This window comes from Rhizobium oryzihabitans (genome assembly GCF_010669145.1).
Taxonomy (GTDB): domain Bacteria; phylum Pseudomonadota; class Alphaproteobacteria; order Rhizobiales; family Rhizobiaceae; genus Agrobacterium; species Agrobacterium oryzihabitans.
This window is the reverse complement of the sequence record NZ_CP048632.1, coordinates 3,068,338-3,088,708: the sequence shown is the minus strand read 5'-3', so window position 1 is coordinate 3,088,708 and position 20,371 is coordinate 3,068,338. Positions and strand designations below refer to the sequence as shown.

General features: G+C 59.9%; 16 protein-coding genes and 1 pseudogene. 1 reads left to right on the top strand and 16 read right to left on the bottom strand.

The annotated features are described in order from the left end of the window. Window positions 1-83 precede the first annotated feature (83 nt). From ftsA to G3A56_RS15465, 3 genes are read right to left on the bottom strand one after another with little or no spacing between them, the layout of a single operon-like run. Window positions 84-1,415, bottom strand: coding sequence for a cell division protein FtsA (ftsA, locus tag G3A56_RS15475; RefSeq protein ID WP_003513208.1), 1,332 nt, complete (start codon window positions 1,413-1,415; stop codon window positions 84-86). Next, complete coding sequence (locus G3A56_RS15470; protein WP_164056496.1) at window positions 1,412-2,344, bottom strand: cell division protein FtsQ/DivIB; 933 nt, start codon at window positions 2,342-2,344, stop codon at window positions 1,412-1,414. The genes ftsA and G3A56_RS15470 overlap by 4 nt, the downstream gene beginning before the upstream one ends. Then, a complete protein-coding gene (locus G3A56_RS15465) occupies window positions 2,332-3,258 on the bottom strand; it encodes a D-alanine--D-alanine ligase (protein WP_082182644.1) in 927 nt (308 codons plus the stop codon). The genes G3A56_RS15470 and G3A56_RS15465 overlap by 13 nt, the downstream gene beginning before the upstream one ends. A gap of 541 nt (window positions 3,259-3,799) precedes the next feature. Here G3A56_RS15465 and G3A56_RS15460 point away from each other — a divergent pair. Next, entirely contained in the window at window positions 3,800-5,104 is a 1,305-nt protein-coding gene (locus G3A56_RS15460) for an MFS transporter (protein ID WP_082182645.1), read from the top strand. A gap of 75 nt (window positions 5,105-5,179) precedes the next feature. On the opposite strand, the gene G3A56_RS15455 is transcribed toward G3A56_RS15460, so the two are convergent. The 13 genes and pseudogenes from G3A56_RS15455 to mraZ form a co-directional block, all read right to left on the bottom strand. Further along, window positions 5,180-5,983 carry a GGDEF domain-containing protein gene (locus G3A56_RS15455; protein ID WP_082182646.1) on the bottom strand — a complete coding sequence of 268 codons (804 nt, stop codon included), beginning with the start codon at window positions 5,981-5,983 and terminating at the stop codon, window positions 5,180-5,182. Between the two features lie 153 nt (window positions 5,984-6,136). Beyond that, a complete protein-coding gene (gene murB / locus G3A56_RS15450; RefSeq protein WP_035242231.1) occupies window positions 6,137-7,102 on the bottom strand; it encodes a UDP-N-acetylmuramate dehydrogenase in 966 nt (321 codons plus the stop codon). Further along, window positions 7,099-8,514 (bottom strand): UDP-N-acetylmuramate--L-alanine ligase, encoded by a 1,416-nt coding sequence (gene murC / locus G3A56_RS15445; RefSeq protein ID WP_003494890.1) that lies wholly within the window; start codon window positions 8,512-8,514, stop codon window positions 7,099-7,101. Before murC ends, murB begins: the two co-directional genes overlap by 4 nt. Further along, the gene (murG, locus tag G3A56_RS15440; protein WP_003494888.1) at window positions 8,511-9,644 is read right to left on the bottom strand and encodes an undecaprenyldiphospho-muramoylpentapeptide beta-N-acetylglucosaminyltransferase; all 1,134 of its coding nucleotides are present in this window, start codon (window positions 9,642-9,644) and stop codon (window positions 8,511-8,513) included. Before murG ends, murC begins: the two co-directional genes overlap by 4 nt. A gap of 6 nt (window positions 9,645-9,650) precedes the next feature. Beyond that, window positions 9,651-10,805: a putative lipid II flippase FtsW gene (ftsW, locus tag G3A56_RS15435; protein WP_003494886.1), complete on the bottom strand. Its 1,155-nt coding sequence runs from the start codon at window positions 10,803-10,805 to the stop codon at window positions 9,651-9,653. Continuing rightward, window positions 10,789-12,219 (bottom strand): UDP-N-acetylmuramoyl-L-alanine--D-glutamate ligase, encoded by a 1,431-nt coding sequence (gene murD / locus G3A56_RS15430; protein ID WP_164056494.1) that lies wholly within the window; start codon window positions 12,217-12,219, stop codon window positions 10,789-10,791. Before murD ends, ftsW begins: the two co-directional genes overlap by 17 nt. A 3-nt stretch (window positions 12,220-12,222) precedes the next feature. After that, window positions 12,223-13,323: a phospho-N-acetylmuramoyl-pentapeptide-transferase gene (gene mraY / locus G3A56_RS15425; protein WP_003494882.1), complete on the bottom strand. Its 1,101-nt coding sequence runs from the start codon at window positions 13,321-13,323 to the stop codon at window positions 12,223-12,225. Between the two features lie 23 nt (window positions 13,324-13,346). Next, on the bottom strand, window positions 13,347-14,780 hold the full coding sequence (locus G3A56_RS15420) for a UDP-N-acetylmuramoylalanyl-D-glutamyl-2,6-diaminopimelate--D-alanyl-D-alanine ligase (RefSeq protein WP_082182648.1): 1,434 nt from the start codon (window positions 14,778-14,780) through the stop codon (window positions 13,347-13,349). Next, window positions 14,777-16,245, bottom strand: a pseudogene (locus G3A56_RS15415) (UDP-N-acetylmuramoyl-L-alanyl-D-glutamate--2,6-diaminopimelate ligase). The gene G3A56_RS15420 and the pseudogene G3A56_RS15415 overlap by 4 nt, the downstream one beginning before the upstream one ends. 59 nt (window positions 16,246-16,304) lie before the next feature. Continuing rightward, the gene (locus tag G3A56_RS15410) at window positions 16,305-18,047 is read right to left on the bottom strand and encodes a peptidoglycan D,D-transpeptidase FtsI family protein (RefSeq protein ID WP_082182649.1); all 1,743 of its coding nucleotides are present in this window, start codon (window positions 18,045-18,047) and stop codon (window positions 16,305-16,307) included. After that, window positions 18,047-18,601: a cell division protein FtsL gene (gene ftsL, locus G3A56_RS15405; protein ID WP_082182650.1), complete on the bottom strand. Its 555-nt coding sequence runs from the start codon at window positions 18,599-18,601 to the stop codon at window positions 18,047-18,049. Before ftsL ends, G3A56_RS15410 begins: the two co-directional genes overlap by 1 nt. 1 nt (window position 18,602) lies before the next feature. Next, window positions 18,603-19,628, bottom strand: a complete 1,026-nt coding sequence (rsmH, locus tag G3A56_RS15400) for a 16S rRNA (cytosine(1402)-N(4))-methyltransferase RsmH (protein WP_082182651.1) — start codon at window positions 19,626-19,628, stop codon at window positions 18,603-18,605. Between the two features lie 14 nt (window positions 19,629-19,642). Continuing rightward, window positions 19,643-20,083 carry a division/cell wall cluster transcriptional repressor MraZ gene (gene mraZ / locus G3A56_RS15395; RefSeq protein ID WP_082182652.1) on the bottom strand — a complete coding sequence of 147 codons (441 nt, stop codon included), beginning with the start codon at window positions 20,081-20,083 and terminating at the stop codon, window positions 19,643-19,645. Window positions 20,084-20,371: the final 288 nt, after the last annotated feature.

Here is a 20,371-nt window from a genome sequence, read left to right as displayed (position 1 = left end):
CCTTCTTTCTCTGGCCGCATCGCCCCGCTGGCCGATTCTTGAAAACTCAACTCTGAAACCTCCGGCTTACGCCACAAGGCCACTCAAAAACTCTCTTTCAGCCATTGCCCTACCCGGGCTATCCGGCCGCTACCCGTACCAAACGGCGAGAACATTCCGCCTTGCGCCGCATGAATTTCGATATCCGCCACCTGCGGATAGATCATCAGTCCGCAGGCGGTTGAAAATGCCGGTCCCTTCGCCGCAACCGGAAGACCCGCAACCCCCATGGGGCGGCCGATACGAACGTTGCGGGCAAGAATGCGCCGTGCCGTTTCCGGCAGACCCGTCAGCTGGCTTGCGCCGCCGGTCAGGACAACACGCTTGCCGACGATGGGGCTGAAGCCGGACTTCTGGATACGATCACGGATCAATTCCAGCGTCTCTTCGATACGCGCCCGCACGATGCGGGTTACAAGTGCTCTTGAAACTTGCGATGGTTGATCGCGATCATCTTCGCCAATCGGCGGGATCGAAATCATGTCGCGCTCATCCGCGCCATTCAGCAAAGCCGAACCATGCACCACCTTCAGTCTCTCCGCATCTTCGATTCGTGTCGAGAGGCCACGTGCAAGATCTGTCGTAACGTGATGGCCGCCAAGGCCGATCGCGTCGGTGTGAATGAGACGGCCTTCGGCGAAAACCGAAATCGTCGTGGTGCCGCCGCCCATGTCGATGGCCGCACAGCCAAGTTCGACCTCGTCATCCACCAGCGCCGCAAGGCCGCTGGCATAGGGCGTCGCCACCATGCCTTCGACCGAAAGATGCGCGCGGTTGACGCAAAGTTCGAGGTTCTTCAGCGCCGTGCGCTCGACCGTCACGACATGCATGTCGACGCCGAGAAGGTCGCCATACATCGACAGCGGATCGCGGATACCGCGTTCGCCATCCAGCGAATAGCCTGTCGGCAGCGAATGCAGGATCGCCCGATCCTGACGCATGGACTGCTGGCTTGCCGCCACCAGAACCTTGCGCAGATCGCTTGCTTCCACTTCCTGGCCGCCGAGATCGATGCTCGCGGTATAGATATCGCTCGCCAGTCTTCCTGCCGAAACATTGACAATCAGGCTGTCGACGGTAAGCCCCGCCATGCGCTCGGCCGCATCGACCGAAAGACGGATAACGCCTTCCAGCGCGTCCAGATCGGCGATCACACCGGATTTCACGCCGCGTGAACGCTGGTGGCCAATACCGATGATTTCGACCTTGTGGGTGCGGCCGGGCAGGATTTCGCTTTCTTGGCGCGGCGTCAGCCGTCCGATCATGCACACGACCTTGGTCGAGCCGATGTCGAGCACCGAGACGATATGGCTGCGCTTGGAGGAAAGCGGCTTCAGACGAGGCAGGCCGAAATGGGAAGAACCAAAAAAGCTCATGTGTTCTTCTCCGCTTTCTTGAGTGCCTTCGTGCGTGCATCCACCGCGGTCTGGCGACGGGCTGTCGCGCCTTCGGTCAACTGGATCGTCGTGCGATCCGCCAGCCGCAGATCGACGGCGGCGACATCACGGGACAGGACTTTTTCCTCGAGATCGAGCCGCGCCAGCAATTGCAGCGCCTGCGGCAGGTTTTCTTCCGGCAGCTTGACGACGATGCCGTTATCGAGATGCAGATCCCAGCGGCGCCCGGCAATGCGCACATAGGCGCGGACACGGGTGCGGATTTCCGGCCAGTCGGCCAGCTGCTGGACAAAGCCGGCAGCGCCCGTTTCCGCATCACGTCCGACGAAAAGCGGCAGGGCGGCGAATTTATTGTCGCGCAGCGGCGCAATCACGCTGCCGCTTTTTTCAATCAGCGACAGTTCCGAGCCATGCTGCCAGATACCGAAGGCCTCACGCTCCTTCAGCCGGACTTCCACGGTCTTGGGGTACACCTTGCGGATATCGACATCTTCCACCCAGGGAAGCTGGACGAGCTTGCGACGCGCGGCATCGATGTCGAGCGCAATCAGCGAGGTGCTGCCGTCGAGGCCGAGAAGCTGGAAGACTTCGATTTCGGAAGTCTGCAAATTGCCGGAAACCTTGACGTCTTCAACGGCAAAACCAGCGGCCGATGTTGTGGTCTGGGTAACGATATTGGTGTGTCCACCGAGCGACATACCGTAAAGCCCGGTCACCGCGTAGAAGGCGACGGCAGAAATGGTGCCGGTATGGGCCGGAATGTGAATGCGCCCGGTCGCGAGGCTGACGCAGAAGCGCACGACGCGACGCATCGGACGCGGCAGCACCCTGCGATCGTCGGCATTGGCCGCCGCCGCATATTGCTCGCGCTTTTTTGCCGTCGACTTTTTGCCGATCACCGCAAACACGAAGCGTCCTCCACCATCCAGCTGACAAGGTTACCAAAGGAGCGGCCAGCATGAGCCGCCATTTCCGGCACCAGGGAGGTCGGCGTCATGCCCGGCTGCGTATTCACTTCAAGCCAGATAACTTCGCCATCTTCTGAGAAGCGGTCGTCGTAACGAAAGTCTGAACGGCTTACGCCACGGCACCCGATCGCCTGATGTGCCATAACCGCCAGTGTTTGAATTTTTTGGTAAATTTTCGGTGAAATTTCTGCCGGAATGACATGCTTTGAGCCACCGGCAGCGTATTTAGCGTCATAATCATAGAAATTGTGACCGAGCGGCACCACTTCCGTGACGCCAAGCGCCTCGCCGTCAAGCACACCGCAGGTCAGTTCGCGGCCATGAATATAGCGCTCGACCATCACCTGATCGCCGTAACGCCATTCCGACGAGGTAAGAATCTGCGGCGGATGCGACTGGTCTTCCTTGACGATGACAACACCGAAGCTCGAACCTTCGCGCACCGGCTTCACCACATAGGGAGGCGAAAGCGGATGCTCGCTGGTGAAATCGAAGCGGTTCATGACGCGCTCGACTGCAACCGGAACACCGGCAGCCGCGGCCACTTTCTTAGCCTGCGCCTTGTCCATGGCGAGCGCCGAAGCAAGCACGCCGGAATGGGTATAGGGAATGACAAGATATTCGAGAATGCCCTGAATGGTGCCATCTTCACCGAAAGGCCCGTGCAGGGCATTGAAGGCGACGTCGGGACGCAATTCATCGAGCACGGCGGCGACATCGCGGCCCACGTCGACACGGGTAACCTTGTACCCCTCACCCTCAAGGGCGAGCGCGCAAGCGTTCCCCGACGACAGGCTAACCGGCCGCTCCGAAGAAAACCCACCCATAAGAACAGCTACGTGCTTGCCGCTCATCGATACCTCTGACACCAACTCTCCGTTACAAACCACGCCCAGACCGACCGAATTTACGAACGGTGATTCTGGCACATGATCCTTGAGATCAGTTAAACGCCATTAAGGTTAATGAATCGTTTACTTTCGTTAACCGCCGCGCCCAACATGCCGAGTTCCGTTAAAGAATCAGCATCGATCCGGATTCCCTCCTTGGAATCAGAGAGTTGCACGGATTGCAACATGCAGCTTTTCAATGATCGGAAATAAAATGGCAGCGCTGCGCCCGCTTTTACCCGATGAAGGCAAGACCGAAACGTTAACGGGAGGCGCTTTCCCCAGCGAAAATAATCTGCCGTTTCAGCGTTTTAAAACGATGGCCTGAATCAGTCTCTCAATCGCCGGATCGCGCTTCAGGAAGGCACAACAGCAACTGTCGCATTCATAGATCACATTATTTGCAATATTTCTTTTTTAGCATTCCATAGGAACAAAAATTGCGTTAACGCAGTCATCGCCTCCCAAGGCACTACATTCCACTCCTCTGAAATGGAACCAAACCATGACTGACGCGATATCTTCGGTATCGTCGACAGCTGGCAATTCGAACGCTGTAAAGACAAATTCGCCTGCACGAGTTCTCACTGCCAGCCTGGTCGGCACGACCATCGAGTTTTTCGATTTCTACGTTTATGCCACGGCCGCAGTGCTCGTGTTCCCGGCATTGTTCTTCCCGAACAACGATCCGATGACGGCGCTTCTGGCATCCTTCGCCACCTTCTCCATCGCCTTTTTTGCCCGTCCGCTCGGCGCGGTCGTCTTTGGCCATTATGGCGACCGTGTCGGCCGCAAGACCACGCTTGTCGCAGCCCTTCTGACGATGGGCGTGTCGACGGTCGTGATCGGCCTTCTGCCGACCTATGAGACGGCAGGCGTTCTGGCGCCGCTGTTCCTGGCGCTTTGCCGCTTCGGTCAGGGCTTCGGCCTTGGCGGCGAATGGGGCGGTGCAGTTCTTCTCGCTACGGAAAACGCTCCTCCCGGCAAACGCAGCTGGTACGGCATGTTCCCGCAGCTCGGCGCACCTGTCGGCCTGTTCCTCTCCTCGGGCGTCTTCTGGATCCTCCTGCACTTCATGTCGCAGGAGGCCCTTTTGAGCTGGGGCTGGCGCATTCCCTTCGTCGCCTCGATCATCCTGATCGCAGTCGGTATGTGGGTTCGCCTGTCGATCACCGAAACGCCCGACTTCCAGAAGGCTATCGAAAAGGAAGAGCGTGTGGCCGTGCCGGTCGCGGAACTGTTCCGCAACCACAAGCGCAGCCTCGTGCTCGGCACCTTCGTGGCGCTGGCCACCTTCGTTCTGTTCTATATCGGCACTGCCTATCTGCTTTCCTACAACGTCAAGGTTCTGAAAATTCCGTTCCTCGACGCACTGGAAGTGCAGATCGTTGGCTCCATCGTCTTCGGTATCTTCATCCCGATCGCCGGCAAGCTCGCCGAGAAATTCGGCCGTCGTGAGATCCTGATCCTGACGACGGTGCTGATCGGCCTGTTCTCCTTCCTGCTGCCCAGCCTGATGACTGGCGGCGAGGGCTCGATCTTCATCTTCGCGGCCCTTGCCATGACGCTGATGGGCATGACCTACGGTCTGATCGGAACGGCGCTCGCCGCTCCCTTCCCGACCCGCGTGCGCTACACCGGCTCGTCCATCACCTTCAACATGGCCGGCATCTTCGGCGCATCGCTGGCGCCTTACATCGCCACGTGGCTGCAGGTGAATTACGGCATGGGATATGTTGGTTATTACCTCTGCGTCTCCGCCATCATCACGCTGGCGTGCATCCTGCTTTCCCGCAAGGACGAAGTCTGAACCACATAAAATCTCGACAGCAAAAGGCCCGCGAAACACCTGTTTCGCGGGCCTTTTGCATTTCGATATCAAAACCTAGGCAACGGTCTGGCGGCTGACTTTATGGCCCGCAAGACAGACGCGATTGCGCCCTGTTCGTTTCGCTTCGTAAAGCGCCGTATCGGCATTGTGCAATACCCTCTCGAAAATCTCCCAGTTTTCCCGGAAAGCCACTCCAATCGAGACCGTGGTATTGATCCGCATGCCCTGGAAATCCACAGCCGAGGCAGCAATCCTTGCACGTACCCTTTCGCACTCTTCCAGAAAGTACTGCGGAGCAAGCGCCTGCACCACGACAAATTCTTCACCACCCAACCGCGCGACATGCGCGGTTTCGTCGAAGCTATCGCGTATGATGGTGGCGACACTGGAAATAACCATGTCGCCGGCCAGATGACCGTACCTGTCATTCACCGACTTGAAATGGTCGATATCGAAGAACGCGACGCAGTATTGCGTATCGAGATTGACGCAATTGGCGTAAAGTCCCAGCCTGTTGTTGAGACCGGTCAGGGCGTCGGTGTGGCTGAGATGCAGAAACCGCTCATGCGACTGGGCAAGGAGCTTCACCTCACGGGCATTGAGCCAGCAGACCAGCAAGGTTATCGAAAATGCGGTCGTCACCGTCAGGGTCACGCCGAGCATCAGCCCGTTCACAAGATCGGTCACCAGCCCGAACTTCGACAGAATGAACAGCCCCGCCATATCGATGATGACAGCAATAGCGGTAACCAGAACGGCGACACGCAGCGCAAAGTCGAGCGGTTCCAGCCGCTGGCGGCCTTCAGGCGTCGCAACCGAAAAACTTATGCTTTGGATCAGTTTATGCCAGAGACCCAACTTAACCCCCAACGGGTTTGGATGTCGCGTGAGTTAAAATCGCCTAAAATACCAAAAAATCTGGAGAATGAACCCAGCTATTCTTGTCGCCTGACAATAAAACATAAGTGTTGACCGGGCGTTACGATAAACACCCGGCCGGAAAAGCAAACATCAGCTCCCTAGAAACGGCTCCACCTCACGGCCCGGCATGAAAAGCCCCAGCCGCTTGATTTCCCATTCCAGCCGGATGCCCGACTTCTCGAACACCCGCTTGCGGATGGTCTCACCAAGATATTCCAGATCATAACCGGTCGCATGGCCAGTATTGATCATGAAATTGCAGTGCAGCGACGACATCTGCGCGCCGCCAATGACCAGACCACGGCCACCGGCCTCGTCGATCAGTTCCCAGGCGGAATGACCTTCGGGGTTCTTGAAGGTCGATCCGCCGGTCTGTTCACGGATCGGCTGAACGGTTTCGCGGTGATGGCGTACGGCGTCCATATCCGCGCGGATCTTCGCACGGTCTTCGGGATAACCCTCAAACAGCGCGCCGGTGAAAATCAGGCCCGCATCCGCGCCGGAATGGCGATAGCTGTAACCCATGTCGGCATTGGAAAGCACATGCTGATTGCCCTGACGGTCGACCGCATAGACCTCCACGACACGCTCGCGCGTCTCGCCACCATTGGCGCCCGCATTCATGCGCAGCGCACCGCCGATGGAGCCGGGAATGCCGTAATAGAAATGGAAGCCGCCGATGCCATTATCCATGGCCATGGCCGCAATATGCTTGTCCGGGCAGATCGCGCCGGCCTTGATGCGGTTTTCACCGGCAAGCTCCACCTGGCCAAAACCCTTGGCGGAGAGGCGAACGACGACGCCGGGAATGCCGCCATCGCGCACCAGAAGGTTCGAGCCGACGCCGACCACGGTCAACGGCACGTCTTCCGGCAGAATTTTCAGGAAGGTAATCAGATCGTCGGCATCGTGCGGCTGGAACATCACCTCCGCAAGACCGCCGGCTCTGAACCACGTCACGCGGTCCATGGGCGCATCCGGTGTCAGACGTCCCCGCAATTCATTTACCCCGTCGCCGAGCCTCCCCAGCAATTTAACCCCATCGACCTGTCTCATTCAGACTTTCCTGATATGCTCTTCAATTCCGAAGGCAGCGCTGCTGCCCATTGCGTGATATTCCCAGCCCCCAAGAGAACCACGAAATCACCCGGATTCGCAATGCCTGCAACCACTGAGGCGAGATCTTCCCGTTTTTCGAGAAAACGGGCGTCGCGATGGCCGGCGGCCTTGATGGCCGAAACCAGCGCTTCCGAGCTTGCGCCTTCAATCGGATCTTCGCCCGCGGCATAGACCGGAGCAAGAATAATCGTGTCCGCATCGTTAAAACAATGCGCGAAATCGTCAAACAGGCTGGAAAGCCGGCTGTAGCGGTGCGGCTGGTGCACGGCGATGATGCGGCCCTTGCAGGCTTCGCGCGCCGCCGCCAGCACGGCCTTGATCTCGACCGGGTGGTGGCCGTAGTCATCGAAGACCTGTACGCCGTTGGCTTCGCCCGTCAGCGTGAAGCGGCGCTTGACGCCGGCAAAGGAGGCAAGCCCCTTCTTGATGTCGGCTTCCGAAATGCCGAGACGATTGGCGACCGCAATCGCGGCCGTCGCATTCGACACATTGTGGCGGCCGGGCATCGGCAGGACGAGGTCCTTGAAGGAGAATATCTTGCCGGTGCGGCGGCGACGGATTTCCACGTCGAAGATCGACCGCGTGCCGTCAATGCGCACATTCGAAAAACGCACGTCGGCCTGCGGGTTCTCGCCATAGGTGATGACCTTGCGGTCCTCGATCCGGCCGACCAGCGCCTGCACTTCCGGATGGTCGAGGCACATGACGCCAAAACCGTAGAACGGCACATTCTCGACAAACTGGCGGAAAGCGGCGCGCACGGCATCGAAATTGCCGTAGTGATCCAGATGCTCGGGATCGATATTGGTGATGACGGCCACATCGGCCGGCAGCTTCAGGAAGGTGCCGTCGGATTCATCGGCCTCCACCACCATCCACTCGCCCTCGCCCATGCGGGCGTTGGTGCCGTAAGCATTGATGATGCCGCCATTGATGACGGTCGGGTCAAGATTGCCGGCTTCGAGCAGCGTCGCGACCATGGAGGTGGTCGTGGTCTTGCCGTGGGTGCCGCCGATGGCGATGGCATTGCGGAAACGCATCAGCTCGGCCAGCATTTCGGCACGGCGAACGATCGGCAGGTGTTTTTCCCGCGCGGCGATGAGTTCCGGATTGCTTTTCTTGATGGCGGTGGAAACCACCACGACCTCGGCATCACCGATATTATCCGCCGTATGGCCGACAAAAACCTCGATACCCTTGTCGCGCAGGCGCTGCACATTGGCGCTATCGGCCTGATCCGACCCCTGAACGCGATGGCCGAGATTGTGAAGCACTTCGGCAATGCCGCTCATGCCGATCCCGCCTATGCCGATGAAATGGACAAGGCCTATGGCTTTCGGCATCTTCATGCCCCAACTCCTTCATTCTTCTTGAATTCCTGTACGGACTGGCCGGAAGCAATCGCCTCAACCAGATCTGCCAGCACATCAGCCGCATGCGGTTTGCCGGTGGCCTTCGCCGCTGCCGCCGTCGCGCTCAAACGGTCAGGCTCGGAAAGCGCCGAGGACAGAAGGCTGGAAAGCTTCTGCGGCGATAGTTCGGCCTGCTTGATGACGCTTGCGCCGCCCGCTGCCGAAAGCGCTGCCGCATTGGCGGCCTGATCGTGATCCAGCGCATGCGGATAGGGCACGAGGATCGACGGACGGCCGATCACCGACAGTTCCGACACCGTCGAAGCGCCGGAACGGCTGATGACCAGATCGGCCTCGCCAATACGTGAGGCCATGTCGCCGAAGAAGGGCGAAACATCCGCTTTCACGCCAAGCTTCTGATAGGAGGCGATCACGCTGTCCTTGTCTTCGGGGCGAGCCTGCTGGGTGACGACGATGCGCTTGCGCTGCTCGTTCTTCAACAGGCAGATCGCTGCCGGTACGGCGCTGGAAAAGAATTGCGCGCCCTGGCTGCCGCCGAAGACGACGAGCTGGAACGGTTCATCCGTCTGCGACGGCGTATAGGGTATCTCCGACGCCGCCAGCACCGCCGGGCGAACGGGGTTGCCGGTGGCCACGGTCTTGTCGGAATACTGGCCGTTGGCGGGCGGCAGGAAACCGCCGGCGATTGCCTTCACCCGGCCTGCCAGCGCCTTGTTGGCGCGGCCCATAACCGCATTCTGCTCGTGAATGATCGACGGCACGCCAAGCCCGGTCGATGCCAGAAGCGGCGGCACGGTGGGATAACCACCGAAGCCGACAACCGCGACCGGCTTCAGCTTCGTGACCAGCCGGCGCGCTGAACGCAGCCCCGTCCATAGTTTCCACAGCGAACGCGCCACGGAAATCGGGTTCTTCGAACCGATCGTGGCAGACGGCACCACATGAATTTCATCCGCCGGGAACTTGCCGGCATAACGCTCGGCGCGGCTGTCGGTGACGAGATGCACCTGATAACCGCGTTCCTTCAGCGTATGCGCCAAGGCCTCGGCTGGAAACACGTGACCGCCGGTTCCCCCGGCGGCAAGAAGAACAATACCCTTACTCATGATCGTTTACTCCGCGGGAACGCCGGAACCGACGCGGAAGAAACTCCGCTCCTGTGCCCGCTTTTCGGGTCTGTGGCGTGTCAGCGCCAGAAGGAAGCCGGCGGTCACGCAGATCGCCATCATCGACGAACCGCCATAGGAAATCAGCGGCAGCGTCATGCCCTTAGCGGGCATCAGTTCCAGATTGACGCCGATATTGATCATCGACTGCATGCCGATCTGCAAAACGAGGCCGGCCACGGCGAAGCGGCAGAAGTCGTCCTTTTCCTTGAAGGCGTGCGAAAGGCCGCGCAGCACGATGAAAGCGAAGATCGCCACCAGGAACATGCAGAAAACGATGCCGAATTCTTCCGCCGCCACCGAGAAGATGAAGTCGGTATGGCTGTCGGGAATGATACGCTTGACGATGCCTTCGCCCGGTCCGCGTCCGAACCAGTCGCCGCGAATGATCGCCTCACGCGCCGTATCCACCTGGAACGTATCGCCTTCGCCCGTCCAGAAACGGTCGATACGGCCGGCAACGTGCGGCAGCAGCAGATAGGCGGAGATGATGCCGCCGACGCCGAGACCGCCGAGCATGATGATCCAGAACCACGGCACGCCGGCCATGAAGAACATGCCGCCCCAGACCACGGAGGTCAGGATCGTCTGGCCGAAGTCCGGCTGGGCGATCAGGAGCGCAGCCACAATGCCGAAAGTGATGATGGCGAAGAGATTGCCCGGAATTTCAGGATGGCGTGCCCGCTCGGCGAATAGCCAGGCGCAGACGATCACGAAGGCCGGCTTCATGAATTCCGATGGCTGGATGGAAAAAGTGCCGATGGAAATCCAGCGTCTCGCACCCTTGACCTCGATGCCGAAGAATAGCGCGAAGATCATCATCAGCAGCGAGGCAATCAGCATGATGACTGCCACGCGGCGCACCTGACGGGGCGACAGAAAGGAAAGACCGACCATGATCGCCAGCGACGGCACCATGAACATCGCCTGGCGCTCGACAAAGAAGAAGCTGTTGAGACCGATGCGTTCGGCAACCGCCGGCGACGCCGCAAAGGACAGCATCAGGCCGATGCCCATCAATGCGATGAACGCCGCCAGAAAGAAACGGTCGATGGTCCAGAACCATTCCGCGACCGGACCGCGATCAACTCGGCTTACCATGGCCTTCAGCCCCTTTTCCAGAGTCAACCAGCATCGTCATGCCATCGAGCGCCGCAACCTGCGCGACGAACGAATCACCTCTGATTTCAAAGTTCTTATACTGATCGAAGCTTGCGCAAGCCGGGGATAACATCACGATATTGCCGGCCGTCGCATCTTTTTCCGCATCCGCCGCCGCATGCTGGATGGCTTTGTCCAGCGTGCCGGATATTTCATAAGGTACTGCCTCGCCCAGCGTCGCTGCAAATTCGGCTGCCGCTTCGCCGATCAGATAGGCCTTGGCGATGCGAGGGAAGAGCGGCGAAAGGCTGGTGATGCCGCCCGCTTTCGGCAGGCCGCCGGCGATCCAGTAGATACGGTCGAAGCTTGAAAGTGCCGGTGCAGCAGCATCGGCATTGGTCGCCTTGCTGTCATTGACGAAGGTGACGTTGCCACGGCGTCCGACAGGCTGCATGCGATGCTTGAGGCCGGGGAAGGATTTCAGGCCTGCGCGAACTTCCTCTTCGGAAACGCCGACCGCAAGGCAGGCGGCGATTGCCGCCGCCGCATTCTGCGCATTGTGGCTGCCGCGAAGGGTCTGGATACCATCGAGATCAACCAGCAGCGCGGAAGTGCCACCATGCGCCCGCAGGATGCGGCTGCCTTCGGCATAAAGACCTTCGGAAACGACATTGCGCTTGGAAATGCGCTCCACCTTCACGCCGGCACGCTCGATACGGTCGGCGATCAATGTCGAATGGCTGTCATCGACACCGACAATTGCCGTGCCGCTGCCCGCCACCAGCCGCTCCTTGACGTCGGCATAGTGCTGCATCGTGCCATGCCGGTCGAGATGATCGGGCGTCAGGTTAAGAAGAATTCCGGCGGTCGGATTGATCGTTGGCGCGAGATCGATCTGGTAGGACGAGCACTCAACCACGTAGAAACGTTGCGCCTTCGGCGGATCGAGGCTCAGCACCGCCGTACCGATATTGCCACCGAGTTGCGTATCGCGGCCGGATGCCTTGAGAATATGCGCAATTAGCGCCGTCGTTGTGGACTTGCCGTTGGTGCCGGTAATGGCGATAAAAGGGCAATCCGGCGCATGAGCGCGGCGCTCACGGATGAAAAGCTCGATATCGCCGATGATCTCGACGCCCGCAGCTTTCGCAAGGTCGACCGACCAATGCGGTTTCGGATGCGTCAGCGGCACGCCGGGCGCCAGAACGAAGGAAGAGAAGTTCGGCCAGTCAATCGTCCGGAGATCCGCCGTCTTGATGCCTTCGGCCTCGGCCTTCGCGACACTGTCGGGATTGTCGTCGAAAGCAACGACATCCGCCCCACCCGCGACCAGCGCCCGGGCCGTGACGAGACCCGAACCGCCAAGCCCGAAAAGCGCGACCTTCTTACCTCTGAACGACGTGACCGGGATCATCGCTCACCTCAGCTTCAGGGTGGCGAGGCCGAGCAGCGCGAGGCCAACGGAGATGATCCAGAAACGGATCACCACCTGGCTTTCCGTCCAGCCCTTTTTCTCGAAATGGTGATGGATAGGCGCCATCAGGAAAACGCGTCTGCCGGTGCGCTTGAACCAGAAGACCTGGATGATGACCGACAGCGTTTCCATGACAAACAGACCGCCGACGATGACCATGACGATCTCGTGCTTGGTCGCGACAGCGATGGAACCGATGAGGCCGCCAAGCGCCAGCGAACCCGTATCGCCCATGAAAATGGCGGCGGGCGGTGCGTTGAACCACAAGAAGCCGAGGCCCGCGCCGATGACCGCGCCGACAATGACGGCGAGTTCACCCGTGCCGGGCACGAAGTTGATCTGCAGGTAATTGGCGAAAACCGCGTTACCGGCAAGATAGGCGATCACCCCGAAGGTAGCAGCCGCGATCATAACGGGCACGATGGCGAGACCATCGAGACCATCCGTCAGGTTCACGGCATTACCCGCGCCAACGATGACAAAAGCACCGAAGAGCACAAAGAAATAACCGAGATTGATCACGAATTCCTTGAAGAACGGAAACGCGATGGAGCTGCCGAGCGTGCCGCCATGCGGGGCGGAAGCGAGCGCCATCTTCATCATGAAGAAGACGGCAATCGCTGCGATGAGGAATTCAATGCCGAGACGCGCCTTACCGGAAAAGCCCTTGTCGCTCTGTTTCGTGACCTTCAGATAATCATCGTAAAAGCCGATGGCTCCGAAACCGAGTGTCACCATCAGCACGGCAACGACATAGACGTTCGACAGGTCACCCCACAGCAGCGAGCCCCCGAGAATGCCGGCAAGGATCATGAGCCCGCCCATGGTCGGCGTGCCGGCCTTCTTGAAATGGGTCTGCGGCCCGTCGGCGCGGATCGGCTGGCCCTTGCCCTGGCGCACGCGCAACGAGTTGATGATCGCCGGTCCAAACAGGAAGACGATCAACGCAGAGGTGAACATCGCCGCACCCGCCCGGAAGGTGATGTAGCGGAAGAGGTTGAAGACTTGAACTTTATCCGACAGTTCGACGAGCCAGATCAGCATAATTGCCCTTTCAAAAGGCTATTTCAGACTTGGCGTTCCGTCTCGGGGAATGCCGGATACTTGTCAAGCAGGGCGGCGACAATCTTGCCGAAACCGAGGCCAAGTGACGATTTTATCATCAGCGCGTCTCCCGGTTGCACCCATTGCAGCGCAAAATCGGTGAGTTCCGCCGTCGTCGGGAACCAGATGACGGTGACGCTGTCCGGCAGCGCATCGCGCAGCGCCGCCATCGCCTCCCCTGCGAGCCAAACATGCTCGATGCCGGCCGCAAGCAGCGGCCCGGCCAGCTCTTCATGCAGCTGCGCGGAAAATTCGCCCATCTCAAGCATGTCGCCAAGAACGGCAACGCGCCGGCCGTGGCCCTGCGTTTCCGTTTCCGCCAGCACGGCAATCGCCGCGCGCATGGAAGCGGGGTTGGCGTTATAGCTTTCATCGATCAGCAGGAACGAACCGCTTTCAATCGTCAGACGGTGGCGCTGACCGCGTCCTTTCACAGCCTCGAGCGTTCCGAGCGCTTCAAAAGCGCGGTCGAGATTGGCGCCCGTCACGGCGACGGCACCGAGCACGGCCATGGCGTTGTCGGCGATGTGACGTCCGGGAACATTGAGATGCAATTCGCTGGTCTCGCCGTTCAGGATCGCCCAGATGGTCGAACCCGCAGGCGTGCTTTCAAAGTCGGCGAGCCGGAAATCGGCCTTGGCGTGCTGACCGAAGGTCAGGATGTGCTCTATACCCTGTTCCTGCGCAGCCTCTTCAAGCTGCTCGAACTGGGCATTGTCGCGGTTGAGGATGACGGAGCCGCCCTCCTCAAGCCCTTCGAATATTTCCGCCTTGGCCGCGGCGATCTCTTCAATATTCTTGAAATTGCCGAGATGGGCGGGGGCGATGGTCGTGATGATCGCCACATGCGGACGCACCATCTTGACCAGCGGGCGAATTTCGCCGGAGTGGTTCATGCCGATTTCGAAAACGCCGAACTCGGTATCCGCCGGCATACGCGCCAGCGTCAGTGGCACACCCCAGTGATTGTTAAAGGATGCGACCGCCGCATGAACCCGGCCCGACGGCTCCAGAGCCTGCCGCAGCATTTCCTTGGTGGTCGTCTTGCCGACGGAGCCAGTCACCGCGATGATGCGTGCCGAAGTTCTCTCGCGCGCCGCAATGGCAAGTTTGCCGAGTGCGGCAAGCACGTCCTCGACCACGATCATGGGCACGGTGAGCCGGCCGAGAGCCGGTAGCTTGGCTTCGGCAACGACCAGGAGGCCGGCCCCATTGGCAACGGCAAAACTGGTGTAATCATGGCCGTCGACCCGATCACCCTTGATGGCGAAGAAGGCTTCGCCCGCCTTGACGGTCCGGCTGTCGATGGAAATGCCGGTGATTCCGGTCGGCAGGTTGCCAACGGGGCGTCCTGCCGTGATGGCGATCATGTCGGCGACTGTCCATAACCAGCTCAAATCTTCAATCCTTCCAGCCCTGCGAGTGCCGCGCGCACCTGTTCATGATCGGAAAACGGCAGCGTCACGGAACCGACGATCTGCCCCTCTTCATGCCCCTTGCCCGCGACGATGAGCGTATCGCCGTTGGAAAGCAGCGATACCGCATGGCGGATCGCCTCTGCCCTGTCGCCGATCTCCAATGCACCCGGTGCCGCCACTATCACCTCGGAACGGATCGTTGCGGCATCTTCCGAGCGCGGATTGTCGTCGGTGACGATGACGATGTCGGAAAGGCGCGTCGCCACCTCGCCCATGATCGGGCGTTTGCCCTTGTCACGGTCGCCGCCGCAACCGAACACGGTGATGATGCGGCCGGAGGTGAAAGGCCTGACCGAGGTCAGCACATTTTCCAGTGCATCCGGCTTATGGGCATAGTCGACATAGGCAAGCGCGCCGTTTTTCGTCTGGCCGACAAGCTCCAGACGGCCGGCAGCGCCGATCAGCTTTTCGAGCGCCTTCAGCGCGGTTGCCGCCGGAACGCCGGTGGACATGGCAAGACCGGCGGCGACGAGAGCGTTCGCAACCTGAAAATCACCCGCCAAGGGTATGTCGACTTCATAAATCTCGCCGTCATGATGCACTTCGATCATCTGCTTGTGACGGAAGTGCTCAACACGCTTCAAGGCCAGATAATCGCCCTTGCGACCGACGGTACGGACATCGAGACCCGCTTCGCGCGCCGCGCGGATTGCTTTTTCCGACCACGGATCGTCCGCAAAGATAATGGCGGGCGCACCCTTTTCCATCAGCGTATCGAAGAGCCGCATCTTCGCGGCCATATAGTCCTCGACGGTCGGATGATAATCCATATGGTCGCGGCCGAGATTGGTGAAACCGGCCGCTGCAAGCTTCACGCCGTCGAGACGGCGCTGATCGAGGCCGTGGCTCGAAGCCTCCATGGCCGCATGGGTCACGCCTTCGGCCGCAAGCTCGGCCAGAAGCGCATGCAGCGTCACCGGATCGGGCGTGGTGAGCGCGCCGTAGTCTTCGCGGCCGGGTGCAATCACACCTGTCGTGCCGATCTGTGCTGCGGCATGGCCCGCGAAAGCCCAGATTTGCCGTACGAAGGAGGCAACGGAGGTCTTTCCCGCCGTGCCTGTAACGGCAACCATGGTTTCGGGCTGTTTTCCGTAAAAACGGGAAGCGGCAAGGGAGAGATAAAGGCGTGGGTCCGTAACCGAAAGCACCGGCACATCGGCATCCACGGGATGCCCGGAAACAACGGCGACCGCGCCCTTGGCAACCGCATCCTTCACATAGGCCGCGCCATCCGCCTTGGTGCCAGCAACCGCCACGAACAGGCTGCCGGGCTGCGCCCTGCGGCTGTCTGCGGTTATCCCCCGATTTCGATCGCCCCGATCTCAGACAGGAGCAATTCATTCAATTCCGGAAACGCGTTTCCGGATATATCTCGCAAATTCATCGACTGTGTCCGTCTTGTCCCCCCGGCGCGAATCGCCGGAACATCATAAGCTCTAACAATCAATAAGACACGAGCAAGGCCGAGCCATCCTTGCCGAACTTCGGCTTCACGCCCAGCACCGCCGCCGTGCGGGTGATGATATCGTGCACCATCGGCGCCGCAGACGTACCAGCAAGAGCCGCACCATTACCCTTGTCCGTCTTCGGTTCGTCAATGAAGGTCAGCACCACATATTGCGGGTCGTCGATCGGGAAAGCCGACAGGAAGGCGTTGAAGTTCTTGTCACGCACATAACGGCCATTGACGACCTTGTCCGCCGTGCCGGTCTTGCCGCCAACGTTGAAGCCGTCGACACGCGCATTACGGCCCGATCCATTGACCCCGTTCCATTCGAACAGGAAGCGCATATCCTTGCTGGTGGTGGGCTTCAGAACCTGCTTGGCCACCAGATCAGCCTGTTCGCGGGTGCGTGGCAGGAAAGTTGGCTCAATCAGCTTGCCGCCATTAACGAGTGCTGCACCGGCAACCGCGGTCTGCAGCGGTGTCGTCGAAACGCCGTGACCGAAGGAAATGGTGATGGAGTTGATCTTCTTCCATTCGCGCGGCTGCGAGGGCATTGCCACTTCCGGCAGTTCCGTCTGCATGCGGGTCAGAAGCCCGAGCTTCGTCAGAAACTCTTTATGACCTTCGGTGCCCACCGTATCGGCAATCTTGGCCGTACCGATGTTGGACGAATACTGGAAGATTTCCGGCACCGACAGAACGCGGTTCTTGCCGTGGAAATCCTTGATGGTGAAACCGCCGATCCGGATCGGATAACGGGCATCGAAACTGTCGCTCAGACGCACGCGGCCCGAATCGAGGCCCATGGCAATTGTGAAGGACTTGAAGGTGGAGCCCATTTCGAACGTGCCGTTCGACATGCGGTTGAGCCAGCCCTCTTTCGCACCCTCGGCCGGATTGTTCGGATCGTAATCCGGAACCGAGGCCATGGCGAGAATTTCGCCGGTATGCACATCCATCACCACGGCGCCGGCGCCAATCGCCTGGAACTTGGCGATCGCCGAAGTCACGACTTCGCGCACGATGGACTGCACGCGCAGATCGATCGAAAGCTTCACCGGCTCAAGCGGCTGGTCGCTGGTCATGCCGAGCGCCGTGAGATCGGCAAGCCCCTGGCTGTCGACATAACGCTCCATACCGGCAACGCCGCGATTGTCGATGTTGACGTGACCGACAATATGGGCCGCTGTCGGTCCACCGGGATAAAAGCGCCGCTTTTCCGGGCGGAAACCGACGCCGGGAATGCCAAGCGCAAGAATCTGGCTCTGCTGCTTCGGCGTCAGCTGACGGCGCAGCCACTGGAAGCGCGAATTGGAGGAAAGCTTCTGATAGGTGGCGCGCTGATCGAGGTCGGGCAGCACGGTGCGCAGTTTTTCGATGGCTTCGTCAATATCAACGATGCGATGCGGCTCGGCAAACAGCGAGACGGTGCGAATATCGGTGGCCAGAACCTCGCCGTTACGGTCGAGAAGGTCCGGGCGCGATGCCATCAGCCGGTCTGCGGGCGCGATGCTCGAAACCGTTTCCTGTTCCGCCATGCCATATTGTACGAGACGCCCGCCGACGACGCCATAAAAGGCGACGAAACCGAAGATGATGAGGCCGACCCGGCTTTTCGCCTGGGCCGCCCTTTTCTTGCGCGCGCCCTCAAAGGCGGCATGATCCGTATAGACGCCGGTGGTGCTGGCGGAAAAATGAGCCTTGCTCTTCAAAACCATGACACGGGAGAGAAAAGACATCAGCGGTTCACCGATCCTGTTATCGTGTCATCCATGTCGTCGGCTTCATCGCCTGCGACGGCGGAGAGGGCTGGAGCCGCTGGGGGACGGGAAACACGCGCCCTGGGCGTCGGAATCGGGGCGCCATTGGCGGCGATCTGGCCCGCCGGCGGCGATTTCGGCTTGGACGCTCCACCGAGCGTGGCGCCCGGCTTCGACCCGTTGACAGCCGCGGCGATGACGTCCTCCACGCTCATGCCTTCCGGCTCGGGCGGCTGCGGCAATTGCGACCGCAGCATCGGAAGTTCGCGCGGCTGCGCCAGCTGCGTGGGCATCGTCGGCGAAAGGCCGAGCTCATTCTGATAGGCATTGACGAGACGATGGAGGCGGTTGGGCTGCGTCAACAGCGCCCAGTCGGCCCTGAGAAGATCGATCGTATCCTTCTCGAGCTTGATTTCAGCCTCGAGCTTGCGAACCTCTTCCAGCTTGAGATCGGCCTTGTGCTTGATCGAATAGGTCACAACAGCCGCAGCGACCATGACCCCCACCAAGACGATATCGAATGTACGCAGCATATCAGCCTCCCATCTTTTCAAGGCTGGCGAGATCAGGAAGCTCGAAAATAGAAAAATCCGCAGCACGCGCCGGCGCTGAGGTCCGCAGACCGGCGCGCAGCTTGGCTGAACGGGCACGCGGATTGAGTTCCGCCTCCTCGTCACTGGCGGCGATCATCGGCTTGCCGATAGTGTCGAAAATGGCGGGCCTGTCTTCCACCATCGGCAGATGCCGGGAACCGGCGGCTTTACCCGACCGATCCGCGAAAAATTTCTTGACGATACGGTCTTCGAGCGAATGGAACGTGACGACGACAAGCCGGCCGCCGGGTTTCAACGCCTGTTCGGCGGCAAACAGCGCCTGCGCCAGCTCACCCAGTTCGTCATTGACGAAAACGCGAAGCGCCTGAAACACGCGTGTTGCAGGATGAATCTTGTCCTTCGCCTTGCGTGGCGTGACGATCTCGATCAGACCGGCCAGATCGCGCGTGGTGCGGAAAGGCTCTTCCGCCCTTTTCTTCTCGATGGCGCGGGCGATGCGGCCCGGCTGTTTTTCCTCACCGAGAAAGCCGAAGATGCGGATGAGATCGCCGACCTTGGCGCGATTGACGACATCCGCCGCCGAAACGCCCGAACTCGACATACGCATGTCGAGAGGGCCGTTCTTCTGGAAGGAAAAACCGCGTTCGGCCTCGTCGATCTGCATGGAGGAGACGCCAATATCGAGAACAACACCGTCAAGGCCACCTTGCGGCGCGTGTTTGGCCAGATCGGAAAATTGCGACTGAATAAGCGAAAGCCTGCCGCCATTGGCGGCCACCATGGCCTGACCGCCGGCAATCGCTGTCGGATCGCGGTCAAGCGCGATCACGCTCGCGCCCTGGTCAAGAATGGCCTGGGTATAGCCGCCGGCCCCGAAGGTGCCGTCAAGAATGATCTTTCCGGATGCGGGCTCAAGCGCGGCGATCACTTCGCGAAGAAGAACCGGGATGTGGCGTTGAGGTCCGCCACCGGCATCAGAAGATCGTCCGCCAGAATTCGCCGCCATCCCGTGTCCCCGTCCTATGCGGGGCGAGCAGCCGAAAAACCGCGCCCCGCTCTTGCTTCCGCCTGCGCCGCCAAAAACGCATTCGGTTGCCAAAGCTGAAAATGATCCGCCCGTCCAACGAAGGTGACGTCGGTGGATATGCCGGTAAATTCCCGCACGAAATCCGTCACCATCAACCGACCTTCCTGGTCGAGCTTTATGAAAACGCCGCCGCCGTGAACCAGCAGCGACATCGCGTTCGCCTCCGGCGAGAAGGCATCCATGGACGCTATCTGCCGCTCGTAGCGCTCCAGCAAATCCGGACCGCCAACGCTGATTGCCGGAAAGGCGAAATCCTGAAGGCAATAAAGCTCCTGAATGCCGCGCCTGGCCAGCACCGAACGAAACGGAGACGGAACCGAAACGCGCCCCTTGGCGTCGATCCTGTTCGTCACGTTCGATAAAAAGCGGTCCATTACTCAACTCGCCAAAACCGCATTCCGCAAAGCGAAACATCCGCCCCGCAGACAACACCGGTACGCACGACACATCGCCAAGCGCCAGGGCGACATGCCCTGCAGCAGCCCCTCGCAGGCTCCTCACTCGTTTCAGCGATTGCGGGTCAAAAACACGACCCAATGTGGTGTGCATTTGGGATACCATGGGACACTATGGGCGTCAATGGGAGAAGCCCGCACGATGCCGACTTCGCATCGGAAATTCATAAGCCGTTAAGTTTAACGAATGGTTTACTTCACACAGCA